At 49.3% G+C, this 16,530-nt stretch carries 17 protein-coding genes and 1 other RNA gene; 11 read left to right on the plus strand and 7 right to left on the minus strand.

Annotated elements, in window-relative coordinates; translation table 11 throughout:
* Positions 1-27 precede the first annotated feature (27 nt).
* From AC2T0J_RS13380 to AC2T0J_RS13400, 5 genes are all read left to right on the plus strand, one after another.
* On the plus strand, positions 28-738 hold the full coding sequence (locus AC2T0J_RS13380; RefSeq protein ID WP_489806304.1) for an SIMPL domain-containing protein: 711 nt from the start codon (positions 28-30) through the stop codon (positions 736-738).
* A gap of 65 nt (positions 739-803) precedes the next feature.
* The gene (locus tag AC2T0J_RS13385; RefSeq protein WP_489806305.1) at positions 804-1,085 is read left to right on the plus strand and encodes a DUF1289 domain-containing protein; all 282 of its coding nucleotides are present in this window, start codon (positions 804-806) and stop codon (positions 1,083-1,085) included.
* A 61-nt stretch (positions 1,086-1,146) separates the two neighbouring features.
* Complete coding sequence (locus tag AC2T0J_RS13390; RefSeq protein WP_489806306.1) at positions 1,147-1,965, plus strand: HDOD domain-containing protein; 819 nt, start codon at positions 1,147-1,149, stop codon at positions 1,963-1,965.
* A 42-nt stretch (positions 1,966-2,007) separates the two neighbouring features.
* Positions 2,008-2,820, plus strand: a complete 813-nt coding sequence (locus AC2T0J_RS13395) for a DUF481 domain-containing protein (RefSeq protein WP_489806307.1) — start codon at positions 2,008-2,010, stop codon at positions 2,818-2,820.
* 125 nt (positions 2,821-2,945) lie between these two features.
* Positions 2,946-3,683: a DUF481 domain-containing protein gene (locus AC2T0J_RS13400; RefSeq protein WP_489806308.1), complete on the plus strand. Its 738-nt coding sequence runs from the start codon at positions 2,946-2,948 to the stop codon at positions 3,681-3,683.
* Positions 3,684-4,004: 321 nt separating this feature from the next.
* Here the strand turns inward: AC2T0J_RS13400 and serA are convergent, their stop codons facing one another.
* The 6 genes from serA to ssrS all read right to left on the minus strand — a co-directional run bounded on the left by serA (position 4,005) and on the right by ssrS (position 8,920).
* Positions 4,005-5,234 carry a phosphoglycerate dehydrogenase gene (serA, locus tag AC2T0J_RS13405; protein ID WP_489806309.1) on the minus strand — a complete coding sequence of 410 codons (1,230 nt, stop codon included), beginning with the start codon at positions 5,232-5,234 and terminating at the stop codon, positions 4,005-4,007.
* Positions 5,235-5,421: 187 nt separating this feature from the next.
* A complete protein-coding gene (gene rpiA, locus AC2T0J_RS13410; protein WP_489806310.1) occupies positions 5,422-6,075 on the minus strand; it encodes a ribose-5-phosphate isomerase RpiA in 654 nt (217 codons plus the stop codon).
* Between the two features lie 131 nt (positions 6,076-6,206).
* Entirely contained in the window at positions 6,207-6,800 is a 594-nt protein-coding gene (locus AC2T0J_RS13415; protein WP_489806311.1) for a 5-formyltetrahydrofolate cyclo-ligase, read from the minus strand.
* 42 nt (positions 6,801-6,842) lie between these two features.
* A complete protein-coding gene (locus AC2T0J_RS13420; protein ID WP_489806312.1) occupies positions 6,843-7,787 on the minus strand; it encodes a nucleoside hydrolase in 945 nt (314 codons plus the stop codon).
* Positions 7,788-7,820: 33 nt separating this feature from the next.
* Complete coding sequence (locus AC2T0J_RS13425; RefSeq protein WP_489806313.1) at positions 7,821-8,717, minus strand: ribokinase; 897 nt, start codon at positions 8,715-8,717, stop codon at positions 7,821-7,823.
* Positions 8,718-8,738: 21 nt separating this feature from the next.
* Positions 8,739-8,920: non-coding RNA, 6S RNA (ssrS, locus tag AC2T0J_RS13430), on the minus strand.
* 257 nt (positions 8,921-9,177) lie between these two features.
* On the opposite strand from ssrS, the gene AC2T0J_RS13435 reads away from it, so the two are divergent.
* The 6 genes from AC2T0J_RS13435 (at position 9,178) to AC2T0J_RS13460 (ending at position 16,253) form a co-directional block, all read left to right on the plus strand.
* Entirely contained in the window at positions 9,178-9,738 is a 561-nt protein-coding gene (locus AC2T0J_RS13435) for a UPF0149 family protein (RefSeq protein WP_489806314.1), read from the plus strand.
* Positions 9,738-11,051, plus strand: coding sequence for a Xaa-Pro aminopeptidase (gene pepP, locus AC2T0J_RS13440; protein WP_489806315.1), 1,314 nt, complete (start codon positions 9,738-9,740; stop codon positions 11,049-11,051). The genes AC2T0J_RS13435 and pepP overlap by 1 nt, the downstream gene beginning before the upstream one ends.
* 28 nt (positions 11,052-11,079) lie before the next feature.
* Positions 11,080-12,273 (plus strand): 2-octaprenyl-6-methoxyphenyl hydroxylase, encoded by a 1,194-nt coding sequence (gene ubiH, locus AC2T0J_RS13445; protein ID WP_489806316.1) that lies wholly within the window; start codon positions 11,080-11,082, stop codon positions 12,271-12,273.
* Positions 12,274-12,298: 25 nt separating this feature from the next.
* Positions 12,299-13,474 carry an FAD-dependent monooxygenase gene (locus tag AC2T0J_RS13450; RefSeq protein WP_489806317.1) on the plus strand — a complete coding sequence of 392 codons (1,176 nt, stop codon included), beginning with the start codon at positions 12,299-12,301 and terminating at the stop codon, positions 13,472-13,474.
* Between the two features lie 122 nt (positions 13,475-13,596).
* Entirely contained in the window at positions 13,597-14,952 is a 1,356-nt protein-coding gene (locus tag AC2T0J_RS13455; RefSeq protein ID WP_489806318.1) for a M24 family metallopeptidase, read from the plus strand.
* Between the two features lie 23 nt (positions 14,953-14,975).
* Positions 14,976-16,253, plus strand: coding sequence for a M24 family metallopeptidase (locus AC2T0J_RS13460; protein ID WP_489806319.1), 1,278 nt, complete (start codon positions 14,976-14,978; stop codon positions 16,251-16,253).
* A 64-nt stretch (positions 16,254-16,317) separates the two neighbouring features.
* Here AC2T0J_RS13460 and AC2T0J_RS13465 read toward each other — a convergent pair whose 3' ends face one another.
* Positions 16,318-16,488 (minus strand): hypothetical protein, encoded by a 171-nt coding sequence (locus tag AC2T0J_RS13465; protein ID WP_489806320.1) that lies wholly within the window; start codon positions 16,486-16,488, stop codon positions 16,318-16,320.
* Between the last annotated feature and the right edge of the window lie 42 nt (positions 16,489-16,530).

Consider the following 16,530-nt stretch of genomic DNA (forward strand, 5'->3'; position numbering starts at 1 on the left):
TAATTAATCGTACAAAAAGGACATAACATGGATAAAGGTGCTGCAGGTATATTAGCTCTGGGTATTTTCTTCGGTGCAGCAGCACTCGGAGGCTTGGGCGGAAATGCGTTAATTGAAGCCAAACAATGGGAACGTTCGGTTGTTGTAAAGGGATTGTCAGAGCGCGAGTACGTAGCTGATAAAGTGATTTGGCCGCTACAGTTTGTTGCCGCTGATAATGATCTCAGTTCGTTATACAGCACCATGTCGGACAATAGTGAGAAGGTCAAAGCCTACCTTATCTTACAAGGCATAGATGCCGCGGAGATTACCGTAGGACTCCCTGAGGTGACCGACAAGCTGGCCCAGCGTTATGGCAGCAACAATGACGTGAAGTTTCGTTATAGCGGCACACAAACTGTTACCGTTTATTCTGCCGATGTGATGAAAGTACGAAGTGTGCAACAAAACTTATCTGATTTGCTCGGGCAGGGCGTAGCGCTGAGTACCGAGAACTATAATGCCCGAACGGAGTTTATATTTACCCGGTTAAACGAAGTGAAACCGGAAATGATTGAGGAAGCGACCATTAACGCCCGTGAAGTGGCTGAGAAGTTTGCAGATGATTCCAACAGTCAACTGGGCAAAATTAAACGGGCGAATCAGGGGCAGTTTTCTATTTTTGAAAGAGATAGTCAGCACCCTCACATTAAACAGGTGCGGGTGGTTTCTACCATTGAATATACACTGACTGATTAAAAACTATACTTTACGCCCGTTAGGGCGTGCTAAGCTAATCATATTGATTATTAAATTCTGTAACCATGGCAGACGACAAGCAGCCAGCTCAGCTTGAGTTTTTTACTATACCGAGTCCGTGTATTGGCGTTTGTCAAAGCGGACCAAAAGGGTATTGTCAGGGCTGCTTTCGCTCCCGCGAAGAGCGGCTGTACTGGCTACAGATCGATGACGGCACGCGACACGCAATACTTGACGCCTGTAAGCGGCGCAAGCGTTATTCTCAACGCCGTAAGTCACAATCAAATAACCAATCCGATACTCAGCCGTTGCAACAGGATTTGTTTGGTGATGAACCAGGCAAATAACGCAGCGAGGTTTTAACGCTCTGATATACTTAATTTATGATCGAGGAAAGGTCACAGGGTAATGAATCAATTTATTGAATATGCAACGCAATCCTTTACGTTACCGGATATCTGTTTAAGGTTACGAAGTGTGCTGGACGATCCGCGCTCTGATATGGACGACATCGCCGCGCTTATCAGCATCGATCCTTCGCTTACCGCCAAATTACTTCGTCTGGCTAACAGTGCGCTGTTCCGGTTTCCTTCGCAAATAGAATCCATCAGCAAAGCGGTTAGCGTTATCGGTGGTGAAGCTCTGTATAACCTGGTGTTGGCTGAAACGGCCAATATTGCTTTTAAGCATTTTGATAATCAGATTCTGATTGTGGATAAACACTGGGAACAATCGGTGTTTACCGGCATGCTGGCAAAATACCTCGCTAAAGATATGAACGTGCGTGGCAGCGACCGTTTTTTTGTCATGGGGATCTTGCAGAGCCTGAGCGAGTTGGTCATTGCTAAGTGTGATCCTGAGAAATATCAACAATATGCGAAAGATGATTCACCGGGTACGCCCTGGGATCGTCAGGTTGCTCACTTTGGCTTTTTATTCAGTGAATGCAGTGGTTCAATTATGGAACAGTGGAAGCTGCCTATGCCGTTGTTTTATCCGGTTAAATTTGCTCACAATTGGGTGAAATTGGCTAGCGACTTAGACGTGTCTTTGTTAACCTGTGCTATACGGCTGTCAACGGCTCATTATCAGCGGGAACGGTATCCGGAGTTGGATATTATCTCTCCCGACATGGTGCGGTTGTTACCGTTAGACGACGATGTGTTACAAAACGCCAAACTGTTTGCCCAAAAAGAAACTAACAAGGTTGCAGTATCCGTTTTGTAAATGCTCCTTAGGCAATAAAAACGAAATATAAAAACTGCTTCCATGTTACACCAAGTTTTAGCGAAGGCAGCGCCACTTGTTCTGGCGCTGTTTTGTATGTCGGTATCGGCGGCTGATAAGGATCTTATCAGTACCTTGTATCACGCCGACTTTGTTGAATACGACGAAGACCAAAAGAACAAGTTTACGCTTGATGGGGAACTTGGGGTGATATTTGCCTCGGGGAATACTAACGCGACCTCAATTAAGAGCAGTCTTAAATCCGAACACGAAACCAAACGCTTCTCTAATAACTACTGGATTGAGTTCCTGTATAAGGAAACCGAAGTCAGTGTGGATGATGGAGTGGTTGATCAAACCACCGCTCAGCGACTTTATACCTACGCCCAATCCGACTACAAACTGGAACAGGAAAACCGTCGTTTGTTTGTTTACGGCGATTATGAAGATGATCGTTTTAATGGTTATGACTACCGTTCATCCTTCGCAGCCGGTTGGTCACAATTAATGTGGCAAAACGAAATCAGTGACTTTCGCTATAGTGTGGGGCCGGGTTATGCCTTTGCAAAGTTCGATAACGGTGAACGGGCGGATCAGGTTGATGGCTTTATTGTAAGGGCGTCTGCAGAGTATCATTACATCTGGCCCACAGGGGCTAAACTTCGTCAGTTTGTATCGATGGAAGCTGGCGACGAAAACATTAAGTCGCGCACTGAATCATCCCTGAGTGCGAATCTATTTGAATCACTGGCATTAAAGTTTTCATTTATTATGCAGCACAACACCAGTCCGGTGAATGATGCGCAGTCATTAAACACCGAAACAGCGGTGACGATTGTCTACCGGTTTTTCTGAATTTTGTCCTGTTGTTGAATTGATTTTGCTCTGAGATGCTTTAACATAGCGGTTTCTAGCCATTGGGAGTATTTTCTCCTTCAGACTGTGGCGAACAGGATTTAATATATTTAGGAACCCCCCGCATGAAAAAACTACTACTTGCCATTACCGGTACCTGCGTTGCTGTCAGCGCTGTTGCACAGGATGAACCAAAGCCGTTTACCATGGATGGTGAGTTTGGTCTGATAGTGACCACTGGTAACACCGAAACCTCTTCTGCTACTGCTGGTATCACAGCTCAACAAGAGCTTGAGAACTGGAGTAATGACTATCAAATTGAAGGTCTATACAAACAGGAAACGGTTACGCAGGATGGTGAGGAAGTAGAACGTACCTCTGCACAGAAATTTTTCGCCTCTGCTCAGGGTAACTACAAATTAGAAAACCCTGATCATCGTTTGTTTGCGTTCTCCTCATATGAAGATGACCGCTTTAGTAACTTTGATTATCAGGCAACACTGGCCGGCGGTTGGTCACAAAAAATGTGGGAAACTGAGAAAACCGCATTAGAATATAGTATCGGTCCGGGTTATTCGTGGGCCGAAACACAAGCTGGTGTTGATAATAGTAGCTTTATTGTTCGTGGCTCTGCAGCATTTAAATGGTTTATCTCTGATACGGCTAAGTTTACGCAAACAGCGAGTACTGAGGTGGGTTCTGAAAACACCAAATCACGTGCCGAGTCAGCGTTAACTGCTACTATCAACGGTTCATTGTCGATGAAGTTCTCTGTGCGTCTGGACCACAACAGCAATGTTACTGAAGGGGTTGAAAAGCTGGATACCGAAACAGCGGTTACTTTGGTTTATAACTTCTTTTAATTGTTGTTCTACGGCGCTTTCGCCGAAGTGGTATAAAAGGTTGTCTTTAAGGCAACCTTTTTTATTTACGGAGTATATGCGTTAGCAATCCCTGTTTTCTCAATAGTTCGCAATAACCGAACGGGTGACAAGCCGTTGTATTGAGATCTGTGGGTAACCGGTAATAGTGAGAGAAGATCCCGGATAGTTTCATTGAAACTTTCGGGATGACGAGGGGGCGAAATTCAGCTATGACAGACGGTTTTGATGCCTTGTCATTACCCATAAAAAAGCTGCCTTAATGGGGGCAGCTTTTTGGATATACTATTTGGTAAAGCCTGATTAGTGCAATACGCGGGTTTTGATAGTGCCGTTGATTTGCATTAATTCAGACAGAGCGTCTTCCGCTTTATCGGCCTCCACGTCGATAACCACATAACCGATGTCGGCATTGGTTTGCAGGTACTGAGCTTCAATGTTGATGCCTTTAGCTGCAAATGCCTGGTTGATTTGGGTTAGCACGCCCGGGCGGTTTTCGTGGATATGGAGTAAACGAGAACGCTTGATATTTGCCGGTAGTGATACTTCAGGGAAGTTAACTGCAGACAGAGTAGAGCCGTTGTCACTGTATTTCGCCAGCTTACCAGCGACTTCGATGCCGATATTCTGCTGCGCTTCCTGGGTGCTGCCGCCAACATGTGGTGTAAGGATAACATTGTCAAACTGACGCAGCGGTGATTCGAACTCTTCGTTGTTTGACTTTGGTTCTACCGGGAATACGTCAATGGCTGCACCAGCAATGTAACCGGAGGACAGCGCTTCGGTTAATGCGTCTATGTCGACCACAGTACCGCGAGAGGCGTTAATTAAGATACCGCCTTTTTTCATTTTCGCCAGTTGTGCCTGGCCAATCATATTTTTGGTTTCCGGTGTTTCCGGAACATGTAGTGAAACCACGTCCGACATAGCCAGCAGGTCATCCATCAACTTCACCTGTTCGGAGTTACCCAGTACCAGTTTGTCTTCAATATCGAAGAAGCGCACGCGCATACCCAGGTGTTCAGCCAGAATAGACAGTTGGGTACCAATATGGCCGTAACCGATAATGCCAAGTGTTTTACCTCGCGCTTCGTAAGAGCCTTCTGCGCTCTTGTCCCAGCCGCCACGGTGCGCCTTTGCGTTCTTTTGAGGTACCCGGCGCAGTAACAGAATAAGCTGCCCAAGCACCAGCTCTGCTACCGAGCGGGTGTTAGAGAACGGTGCGTTAAATACCGGGATACCACGGGCCTGGGTCGCTTTAAGATCAACCTGATTGGTACCGATACAAAAACAGCCCACGGCTACCAGTTTACTGGCCGCGTTAACCACAGCTTCGGTAATATGGGTACGAGAGCGAATTCCCACAAAATGAACGTCTTTCATCTTTTCGATGAGCTCATCTTCGGGTAACGAGGTTTTTAAGTACTCGATGTTGGTATATCCATTAGACTGCAGGGTTTCCAGGGCACTTTTGTGCACACCTTCCAGCAGCAAGATCTTAATTTTATCTTTTGATAGTGAAAATTTGCTCATTACATCGTTCTCAGTCAGGGAGTTTAAGAGACATCTGGACGTCTATATGGGTAAAGTACCACAAAGTCACTGATAGAACAAAGTGCTTTGTTGCATCACTTTGGAATAATTAGGAACGTTTGGGTCGTTTTTAGTCCTGTTTTGCCCTGGCGTTTCTGCTAGGGCTAATCCCAGGGGGCTATGATTTTTACCGTGTCGCTACACCATCGTCGGTAGCAACCAGGACAATATCTGCACCGCGCAGGGCGAATATCCCGTTAGTGACAACGCCAGGAATGTTGTTGATAGTTTTCTCCATCTGCACCGGATTGAGTATTTCTAGGTTATAGATATCCAGGATCACGTTACCGTTATCTGTTACTACACCTTCACGATATTCCGGATCACCTCCCAGCTTAACCAGTTCGCGGGCTACATATGAACGAGCCATCGGGATCACTTCTATTGGCAGTGGGAACTTACCGAGGACGCCGACTTCTTTGCTGTCATCTACAATACAAACAAAAGTTTTGGCTACAGCGGAAACAATCTTTTCCTGGGTCAGTGCCGCGCCACCGCCTTTAATCATATGCTTATGCTCGGTGACTTCGTCGGCACCATCAACGTAAATAGACAGACTGTCGACATTATTCAGCTCAAATACTTCGATGCCTAATGCTTTAAGGCGCTCGGTTGATGCCACAGAACTTGATACTGCACCTGTAATCTGATGCTTAATGTCGGCCAGGGCATCAATAAAGTAATTAACCGTTGAACCGGTGCCAACACCAATAATGGTATCTGGCTCCACATATTTGATTGCAGCGCGGCCAACCGCCTGCTTTTTTGCGTTCTGATCCATGTTTATACCCGCTGAGATAAAGAGGCGGTATTTTAGCCGAAATTACCCCTCTTCGCATAGGGAATTATAGAGAGAGCGAAAGTTAAAAGCTGAATATCACGCCAGGAAATGACCAGGGCTTAATCGCTGGATCAGCGACTAGCGATGATTTGTGTAGGCGTTACGATCAGATCCAGTGGCACATCCCAGGGCTCAACAGGCAATGCTTCGACCTGTTGGCAATCATGGGCTACGCCAACCAGAGTAGGGCGATTCAATACGGAATCGATATTGGCCAGCGTGCGGTCGTAAAAACCACCGCCCATACCAAGGCGATTACCCTGGGCGTCAAATCCTACTAACGGCATCAGTAATAACTGATGTTGACACAGCAAACGAATGGCGCTGCTGTTAAGGGCCGGTTCGCTAATTCCAAAGCGGTTCAGGGCCATCTCAGTATCCGGCGTATATTCCTGAAACAACAGATGCTTGCCGGTAAAAGGGTGTAAAACGGGCAGCGTTACGTGGCCTGTTTGCTGGCAGGCAGTAATAGTTGGGGCTAAATCAATTTCACCATCATTGGCCAGATAGCCTGCCACGGTACCGTTGGCCCGGGTAAGCAGCGATTGAATTTGCGTGCAAAGTAAACGAGCGGCCTCCGCTTGCTCACTGTGGCTCAGCGCATTGCGCTTAGCGCGCAGTGATTTACGTAATTCCCGACGGGATAAAGGGCAACTGCTAGTCATAGGTGCTACAAAGGCCCTGTCTGCTGACAGGGCCTTGAGGGGTTACAGTGCGTAAGTGTCGATAAACAGTTGAAACAGTTCATCGTGTTTCACGCTTGTGGCGGCCTGAACAAATTTTGCTTCGGTCCACAGCGGACTGGCTGTAGTACCTGGCACTGCTACCACAGTTTGACCACGGTTTAATTCGTCGGTGGATACGCGAATGTTGCCGCGGGTAAATTCAAACAGCTCCGGCTTCACCAGGTGAGCGATGGGGAAGGCGTCATGGAAGAAGCACACTTTTTCATCGCGGTTCTGGGAGTAAAAATTAATATAGAATTGTGAGGCCTTTTGCATAAAGCCACCCATTACCGGATTCTTGTCAGCGAGAATGTCGACAAATTTGGGATCGGTTGGTGCGAACAAGGTTACGTCCAGGCCAAACATTTTTACTTCCCAGTCGGCTGAGAAAACAATATCAGCGGCATAAGCGTCGTTCCAGATATTTGCTTCGGCTACCGGGGTAACGTTACCAGGAACGAATGCAGCACCGCCCATAATGCTGATCCCTTTAACCAGTTTGGGTAACTCCGGCTCAAGGCGTAATGCCAGTGCGATATTGCCCAGAGGACCAATTGCCACCAGAGTAATTTCGCCGGGGTGCTTGCGGGCCATTTCAACAATGAATTCTGCCGAACTACGAGGGTCTACCTCGCGGGTTGACGACGGGTAATCGATGTTACCGAAGCCGTCGTCGCCATGCACAAAGTGCGCGTAGTCAGACTCAGGTCCTACCCAGGGTAACGCCACCCCTTTGGTTACAGGTACGTCCTGGCGACCGGCGATATCACATAACGTGAGTGCGTTACGTGCCGACATGCTAACCGGTATGTTGCCATAAACGGTGGTCAGGCCAAGTACTTCTATTTCAGGTGACTGAAAGGCAAAAAAGATCGCCATAGCATCGTCGATGCCCGGATCCGTATCGATAATAATTTTGTGCGTCATAATATTCTCAGTTAATGCTTTATACTCTGCCGTTTACCCGGTGTGCTTCGCTAAAAAGCGATCGACTTCTTTGGCTTCGGGGATCGACTGAGCCGCGCCAGTGCGAGTGACGGAAATAGCTGATGCAGCGCAGGCGCGTTTTAATGCCTGACGGGCATCCGCATGCTGACTGTAAGCCGCTAAAAAATAGCCTATAAAGGTATCGCCGGCTGCGGTGGTATCTACTGCATCCACAACAAAAGCGTCGACCTGTATGGTTTGTTGATTCTTAAGCATAATCACACCGGCTTTGCCCAGTGTAATAATCACCTCAGCATGTGACCACTGGGTTTTATAGTGTTCAATGATGGCGTCGAGCTCCCGCTCTCCGGAAAGTTCTGCTGCTTCGACTTCGTTGACAATTAGCAGGTCGATGCATTCATGGGGCAAAGACTTTACAGACTCACTCATTGGCGCCGGATTGAAGGCTACCTTGATGTGTTTCTCTCTAGCTTGTTGCAGGGTTTCAGCCAGTCCGCTGGTTTCGTTCTGGGTTAATACCCAGTCGGACGGGCGGGCTTTATCCAGCGCATACATTATGTCTTTGCTGCCAATTTCCTGATTGGCGCCGCCAAACAATACAATAGCGTTTTCGCCAGAAGGCGTGACCTGAATGATGGCGTGTCCGGAAGGTGCCTCCACACACTGCAAAAACTGGCAGTCGATACCGTGCTTAATCAGTGTTTGCTTAAATGAGCTGTCCGCTTGATTTACCTTGCCGACATGGCGAACTTCTGCGCCGGCTGCCGCCAGAGCGATAGACTGGTTGGCACCTTTGCCACCGAGTAATTGTTGGTAATTGGTTGATGCGATAGTTTCGCCGGGCTGGACGAAGTGGTCGACCTGGTAGACATGGTCAATATTTACCGATCCAAAGTTTATTATTGCCATTATTAATTCCGTCGATAAATGGCGTCTCCCAAAGTGCCGCTGTCTATTGTTCGCCCTAGAACCGAAAAGTTCAGGGCGGAAGCATCATTATTACCGTAGGCTTCTCGGTACGAGCCGAGCCTGCTCAATAGTAACAAGTCAACTTCCTTGGTAAATAGCATCGGCCAGGGACATGAATAGACTGGCAAACACCCCAGGAGACATTGTTATTAGCGAATTCAAAGGGGTAAGTTTACGCCCTCTGTGTCGCTATGCAAGTTTGTGATGAATAACTTGCGAATGCTGATCATAGTAGAATCAGCCTTGAACTGCCAGACACGATACGTCATATGATATTCAAATGCTTACTTTGTGCCCGCTTAGCTGTTTATTTAATCCGCTCAAGGGTAATATGGGCGGGAGTTTTGGATTTAAACCAGTGCATTTGTTAGCATTGGACAAATTGTTTATGGAATACCTTATGTCCACTGAGTTCGATACTTTAACCCAATGCCTTGCCGATAACGAGATGGTTGTGGATGGCGCTGAAATCCATGGCATGATGTGCGGCATGTTGTGTGGCGGTATGTCACTGAGTGAGCAGCAATGGCTGGTGGTGCTGCAGGACACCATGAACCAGGGGCAGCCATTGGCTGAGCCGGTGGTTTCGCAATTGCAAAACCTGTTCAATGAAACCTGTCAGCAACTGGTAGATGGTCAGTTTGCTTTACGCCTGATGTTGCCCGACGATAATCAGCCTATTAACGACCGCGGTCTGGCGCTGATTAATTGGGTCCAGGGTTTTATGGCCGGTTTTGGCTTGTATCAGCAAAAACTCAGCAATTGTTCTGATGATGTACGCGAAGCGCTACAGGATTTCTCGGATATCGCTCGCATGGAAGAACCCATGAACGATGATGAGGAGTCCGAACAAGCCCTGCACGAAGTGGTGGAATACGTGCGCATTTCTGCATTGCTGTGTTTTAATGAGCTCGGCCAATCGTTGCTCGAAGACCAACAAGACTCACCTTCTGTCCATTAATGGTTACGGTAAAACAATTCCGCCAGCGCCAAACTCGCTTGCTGCGCCAGTTGCCACCCGCTAGTGTTCTGGTATTGCCAGCTGCGCAGCTGGTTACTCGAAGCCGGGATACCGAGTATGTCTTCCGGCAAAACAGCGACTTCTGGTATCTGACCGGCTTTAATGAACCAGACGCCTGGCTGTTACTCTCGAATCACGAACGGTATGCGGGCGATTACCGGGCCATGGTATGTCAATCTAAAGACCCTCAGTTGGAAATCTGGCAGGGCAGACGTCTAGGGCCGGAGCAGGCGCTGGAAACGTTCAAACTGGATGAGGCCTATCCCACAGATGTGTTCTCTGAGGTGCTGACTGAATGGCTCGAAGGTCATCAACAGGTCTTTTTCCCGCAGGGCGAATTTACTTTTGCCGATGAGGCGATATTTGCGGCCCTCGATACCCTGCGTAAAACGCCGAAACAAAGCTTGGCGCCTACTACGCTGGTTGATTGCCGGCCGTTAATTCACGAAATGCGACTGTTTAAATCGAGCGACGAAATTAACGTTATGCGCGCCGCTGCCGAAATATCAGCCCGAGCCCACCGCCGGGCTATGCAGTTTGCCTCTCCCGGTTGTTATGAATACCAGCTCGAAGCTGAACTGCACCACGAGTTTGCCATGGCCGGAGCCCGGCAACCCGCCTACAGCACCATCGTTGGCGGTGGCGAGAACGCCTGTATCCTGCATTACACTGAAAATAACCAGCAAGTAACCGACGGTTCCTTGATCCTGATCGATGCAGGGGCCGAATTTCACGGCTATGCTGCCGATATCACCCGTACGTTTCCGGTTAACGGGAAGTTTACCAGCGCCCAGGCCAAGCTGTATCAACTGGTGCTGGATGCGCAACTGGCCGCTCTGGAGCAACTAAGAGCCGGCGTAACCTTACCTGCTGTGACAGAGGTAGTCATTGAAGTGATCTGCCATGGTTTGTGTGCATTAGGGTTACTGAAAGAACGTCCGGAACAAGCGCTGGCCAGTAAAAGTTGGCGACGCTTTTTTATGCACGGTCTGGGGCACTATCTTGGCCTTGATGTTCATGATGTTGGGGATTACCAGCAAGACGGACAGCCAAGACCGCTTGCTGCCGGTATGGTGATCACGGTAGAGCCGGGTGTGTATATTCCGGTTGAAGATGATATTCCCGAGCTTTACCGGGGTATCGGGATCCGAATCGAGGATAATATCGTTATTACCGAAGATGGTTACCAGATGTTAACCGGTGACGTACCTAAAACCATCGCAGACATTGAAGCCTTAATGGCGCGGGACTAACAACCCTCAGAAGGACTAAAGACAGGTAGTGGCGAATATTAACCAGTCGGATATTGTTATTGTAGGTGGCGGAGCTGTGGGCTCCGCGTTGGCGCGTTTGCTGATAAAGCAAGGCCGTCATAGTGTTACGCTTATCGATGCGAATCAGTTTAGCCGGGATCCGCAGAGTCATCCGGGCTTTGATGCCAGAGTGATTGCTCTGGCCAAGCGCACTGAACAGGCTCTGACTGACGTCGGTATTAATCTGAAAAAAGCCTTCGCGACTCCCATTGAACATATTTTAGTTTCTGATCAGGGGTTTATCGGCCAGACTCGCTTGCACGCTAGCGATTACCAACTAAACAGTTTTGGTCAGGTCGTGGGTATACAAGCGCTTGGTCAGCAACTCTTTCCTGCTGGCTTAAGCGGGCTCAATGTACTGGAAGGGATAACGGTCGATGGCGTTAACCAACAGACCGATAATACTGAACTGCAGCTCAGTAATGGCGACAGCTTAAAAGCGGGTCTGCTGGTGCTCGCAGATGGCGGGCGTTCCGAGCTGGCCGATAAACTCAATTTCAGGCGCACCAGTGAAGATTACGGTCAGTCAGCCCTGACTGCTAATGTTCAGATGAGTGAGCCGCATAGCGGCTGGGCTCATGAACGGTTCACCTCCAATGGCCCGTTAGCTATGTTGCCGTTCGCCGAAGGCGATAGCAGTGAATATGCCAACCTTTATTCGCTGGTCTGGACGCTCAGTCATGAAGAGGCTGACGCTGCGCTGGCGTGGCCAGAAGCAAAGTTTATCAGTCGCTTGCAGCAGCAGCTCGGTTATCGTCATGGCATGGTAAAAAAGGTAGGCAGCCGTCACTGCTACCCATTGGTATTAACTCAGATCCGAGATTTTACCGGTCATCGCTGTGTGGTGGTCGGGAACGGCGCACAGGCCTTACATCCCATTGCCGGACAGGGCTTTAATCTGGGACTCAGGGATGTGCTGACGCTGGCCGATGTACTGGCCGAAGCATCAGATCCCGGGGCGTTTTCGGTGTTACACCAATACCGGCAAAAAAGAGTAAGGGATAAAGCCACCACCATCGGGCTAACGGATGGACTGGTAAGGCTGTTCTCCAATCGGTACGCACCGCTGGTGGCAGGCCGGAATGCTGGCTTACTGGCGATGGAGTTTTGCGATAACCTGTCGCAAAAGTTTGTCCGCCAGACCATGGGTTTTGGACAGTAAATCCGAACAATACAGGACTTAAAATATGTATCAGGCGGACATCGCAATTGTAGGCGCAGGCATGGTGGGACTGGCACTTGCCCGGTCATTAAAAGATGCCGATCTGTCGGTGATCCTTATCGACACCACCCCGATAGCCAAACCTCTGACAAATCAGCCCGAACTGCGCGTATCAGCGATTAATGCAGCGAATAAACAAGTGCTTGAGCAACTGGGCGTGTGGCAGCATCTGGACCAGCAGCGCCTGAGTGCCTACACGCAGATGCAGGTTTGGGATCAGGATAGTTTCGGCCGGATCCAGTTCAGTAGTGAAGAAATGGGAACCTCTGAGCTGGGACATATCATTGAGAACCAGTCTCTGGTCAACGCGTTACATCATCAGGTCAGTCAGCAGCCCAATGTGCAGTTGTTACCATCGACCCATATTGCCAAAGTACTGGCCGGACAATCTGAAACCATGCTCATGCTGGACAGCGACGAGGTGGTGTCCTGCCGGTTGTTAGTCGGGGCCGATGGGGCTAATTCGGCTATTCGGAAATATGCCAACTTTCCACTGACCTTTAAGGATTACGGGCATACTGCCATTGTGGCAACAATCAAAACTGCAGCGCCACATGGTAAAGTGGCCCGCCAGGTGTTTACGCCTGCCGGACCGCTGGCCTTGTTACCCTTAAGCGAGCCCCATTTATGTTCTATTGTCTGGTCGCAGAACAGTCAGTACGCTGATGAGCTACTGGCGTTGTCGAACAGTGACTTTGCCAAAGCCCTGCAGGTTGCGATTGAAGGCGACGTGGGCGAAATCACAGTTGAAAGCGCGCGCATGCACTTCCCGTTAACCATGCGCTACGCCCGTCAGTGGCTCAGTGATGGGTTGGTCATTATTGGTGATGCGGCACACACTATTCATCCGTTAGCCGGACAAGGCGCAAACCTCGGCTTACAGGATGCTTTTGCGCTGGCTGAAAGTTTGCAAAACCTGGCTGCAAAGCAGGCTGCGTTTCATCAGGCAAGTCAGTTGCGCGCCTTTGAGCGAGCACGTAAAAGTGAAGCCATTAAGATGATTGCTGCCATGGAAAGCTTTAAACAGCTCTTTGGTGGCAGCCACCCGCTTAAAAAACTCATTCGCGGGGTGGGGATGTGTACCGCCGATGCGATCCCAGCCATAAAACAACGGTTTATCACTCAGGCAATGGGCTGGTAAGCCCGACCGTTTTTTCTTCTTTACCTATCTGGCATGCCAGCTTATCGTAGCTGGCGTTGCAACTATGGCCAGGCGGGCATACAGTAGCTAAGTCTTTATTCACTATCAGGAGCATACCGAGTATGCGAGTGTTTGTTGTGTTACTGCTACTGAGCGGTTTAGGCGTATTTAACAGTCAGGCTGAACCGGCCGATGAGCTACTTTCATTGCGCGAGAGGGCCGCAGTGCAGGATGCCTTGCTGACAAAGCGGGTAGAACTGTTACTGCCGCAACTGATGACCAACAGCGGCATTGATATGTGGTTGATGATTAGCCGTGAATATAATGAAGATCCGGTGTTACGCACATTTCTGCCTGCAGACTGGCTACAAACTGCCAGACGAACCACCATCTTAGTGGTTGCAAAAGATAACCAGGACAAGATTCACACACTGGCTGTCGCGCCTTACAAGGTGGGGAGTCTGTTTGAGCGTGCCTGGGATAAATCCGCAGAGCCGGACCAGTGGCAGGCGCTGAATGCGATTATCAGGCGTTTTGATCCTAAAACGATTGGCGTAAACCAGTCGGAATTCTGGGCTCATGCCGATGGCCTTACCGTTACCGACCGTGCCAGGTTAATGGCTAAGCTGCCTGCAAAATATCAATCACGGGTGGTGTCTGCTGAGGCTCTCGCGGTGAGATGGCTCGAAACCCGGATTGATGCCGAAATTGAGCAGTACAGAAAAATGGTCGCCGTGGCTCATCAGATCATCGCAGAAGGATTTTCTGCCAAAACCATTATAGTGGGCAAAACCACAACTGAAGATCTGGTGTGGTGGTTCAGAGAACGGGTAGCAGAATTAAAGCTGTTAACCTGGTTTCATCCGTCCGTATCGCTGCAGCGAAGCGATAATCAACACTTTGATCACGAAACCACGTTTGACGACGATCAGGCCGAGGTGATTCTGCCCGGCGATTTGTTGCACGTTGATTTTGGCATTACTTATCTGGGCCTCAATACCGATACACAGCAGCATGCCTATATTTTAATGCCTGGTGAGAATAGCGCGCCGGATTACCTGCAGCAGGCACTGCAAAAAGCCAATCAGTTACAGGATATTTTTACCCGAGAATTTGCTGCGGGCCGCACGGGTAATGCGGTACTGGCGAGCAGTTTAGCCAAAGCAAAAGCGGCTGGATTACAGCCAACTATCTATACGCATCCGCTGGGGTATCACGGCCATGCTGCGGGCACCACACTGGGTATGTGGGATCAACAGGGTGGCGTGCCCGGTGATGGTGATTATCCATTGCATGTAAATACTGCCTATAGCATTGAACTGAATAACGCGGTGATGGTGGAGCCCTGGGGCAAAGAAATTCGCATCATGCTGGAGGAAGATGCGTTTTTTGATAACACCGGAGTCTGGTATCTGGACGGGCGACAGACCCGCCTGATAGAAATCCCATCGCGCTCTGTGTTTTCGCATCAGTTTTAACATCCAAACAAGAAGAACGAGAGATGGATAAACGTACATTTTTAAAAATTGCGGGTTTAAGCGGCGTGAGTCTTTTGCTGGCGGGTAGAGCCAATGCGGCAGCACAGAGTGAGGAGCTGACCTCGTTAACGTCGCTGGTGGGGGATTTACAGCCGGTGTCGGTAACTGAAAAACGTAGTCGGATAGCCCGCGCACAAAAACTGATGGCCGAGCTGAACATCGATGCGATTGTTATAGAGCCTGGCGCAGCCATGGTGTATTTCACCGGTATTCAATGGTGGCGCAGTGAAAGACTGACTGCAGTGGTGATCCCCTGGGACGGTGAGATTGGCGTGGTGTGTCCGTTCTTTGAAGAGCCCAGTATCCGCGAATCCCTGGCAGTGGGCGACGATGTGAGAGTGTGGCAGGAGCACGAGAGCCCGTTTGCATTGGTGACGGAAATTCTTGCCGATCGGGGTATTAAAAAAGGCACGGTTGGCTTTGAAAACAGTGTTCGTTTTTTTGTGTCTGACGGCATTCTGGGCGTAAACCCGCAACTGCTTGCGGTGAGCGCTGAACCGGTCACCCGGGGCTGCAGAATGATGAAATCGTCTCATGAACTTAAGCTGATGCATAAAGCCAATGAAATAACCCTGGCTGCTTACGGCTACGTGTATAAACGCTTACGCAAGGGGATGTCTCAGGCCGAAGTGAAAAGTATGATGAATCAGGCTATGGTGGCGCTGGGAGGCAGCCGGCCATGGAGCCTGGCGCTGTTTAATGAAGCCAGTGCGTACCCTCATGGTACCCGTCAGCAACAAGTCATCGAGAATGGCTCTGTAGTACTGATGGATTGCGGTTGTGCGGTGCATGGTTACCAGTCAGATATTAGCCGGACGTTTGTGTTTGGCGAGCCTGATAAAAAACAGCTGCAGGTGTGGCAAACCGTACGTAAAGGGCAGGAGATCGCGTTTGCCGCGGCGCAACTCGGTAAACCGGCCGGTAGTGTGGACGACGCCGTGCGGGAGCATTATAGCGCATTAGGTTACGGACCGGATTATGTGCTACCGGGGCTATCTCACCGAACCGGTCATGGAATTGGCATGGAAGGGCACGAAAGTGTCAACTTTGTAAAAGGTGAGATGACGGTGTTACAGCCTGGCATGTGTTTCTCTAATGAGCCTGGTATTTATATTCCCGGTGAATTCGGTGTACGGCTGGAAGACTGCCTGTATATGACGGCGAAGGGCCCAGCCTGGTTTACCTCGCCTCCGGAGTCGCTGTTCAGTCCACTGGGGAAACTTGAGCCGTTAAGAGCTTGAAATAAGTCGACTGGCGGCGAAGTGTCGCCAGTCAACTTAGCCGATACTATGCCATCGGGGTTACTTAGAGGTCGACGAAAACCGTATCGTCTTCATTGTTTTCGGGAACGATCACCGGACCAGGCATCGGGGCTGGCATTGGGATCGGACTGAACCCCGGCAGCTGAGAAACGCTACCGCCGAAAACATGACTAAGTTGTTGTTGAGTAAGAATGGTAATGGTTGTTTCGCTCATGATTTTTCTCCGTAAATAATAGTGAACTGCCAGCTCATCATA

The organism is Alteromonas sp. ISO5 (genome assembly GCF_058105165.1).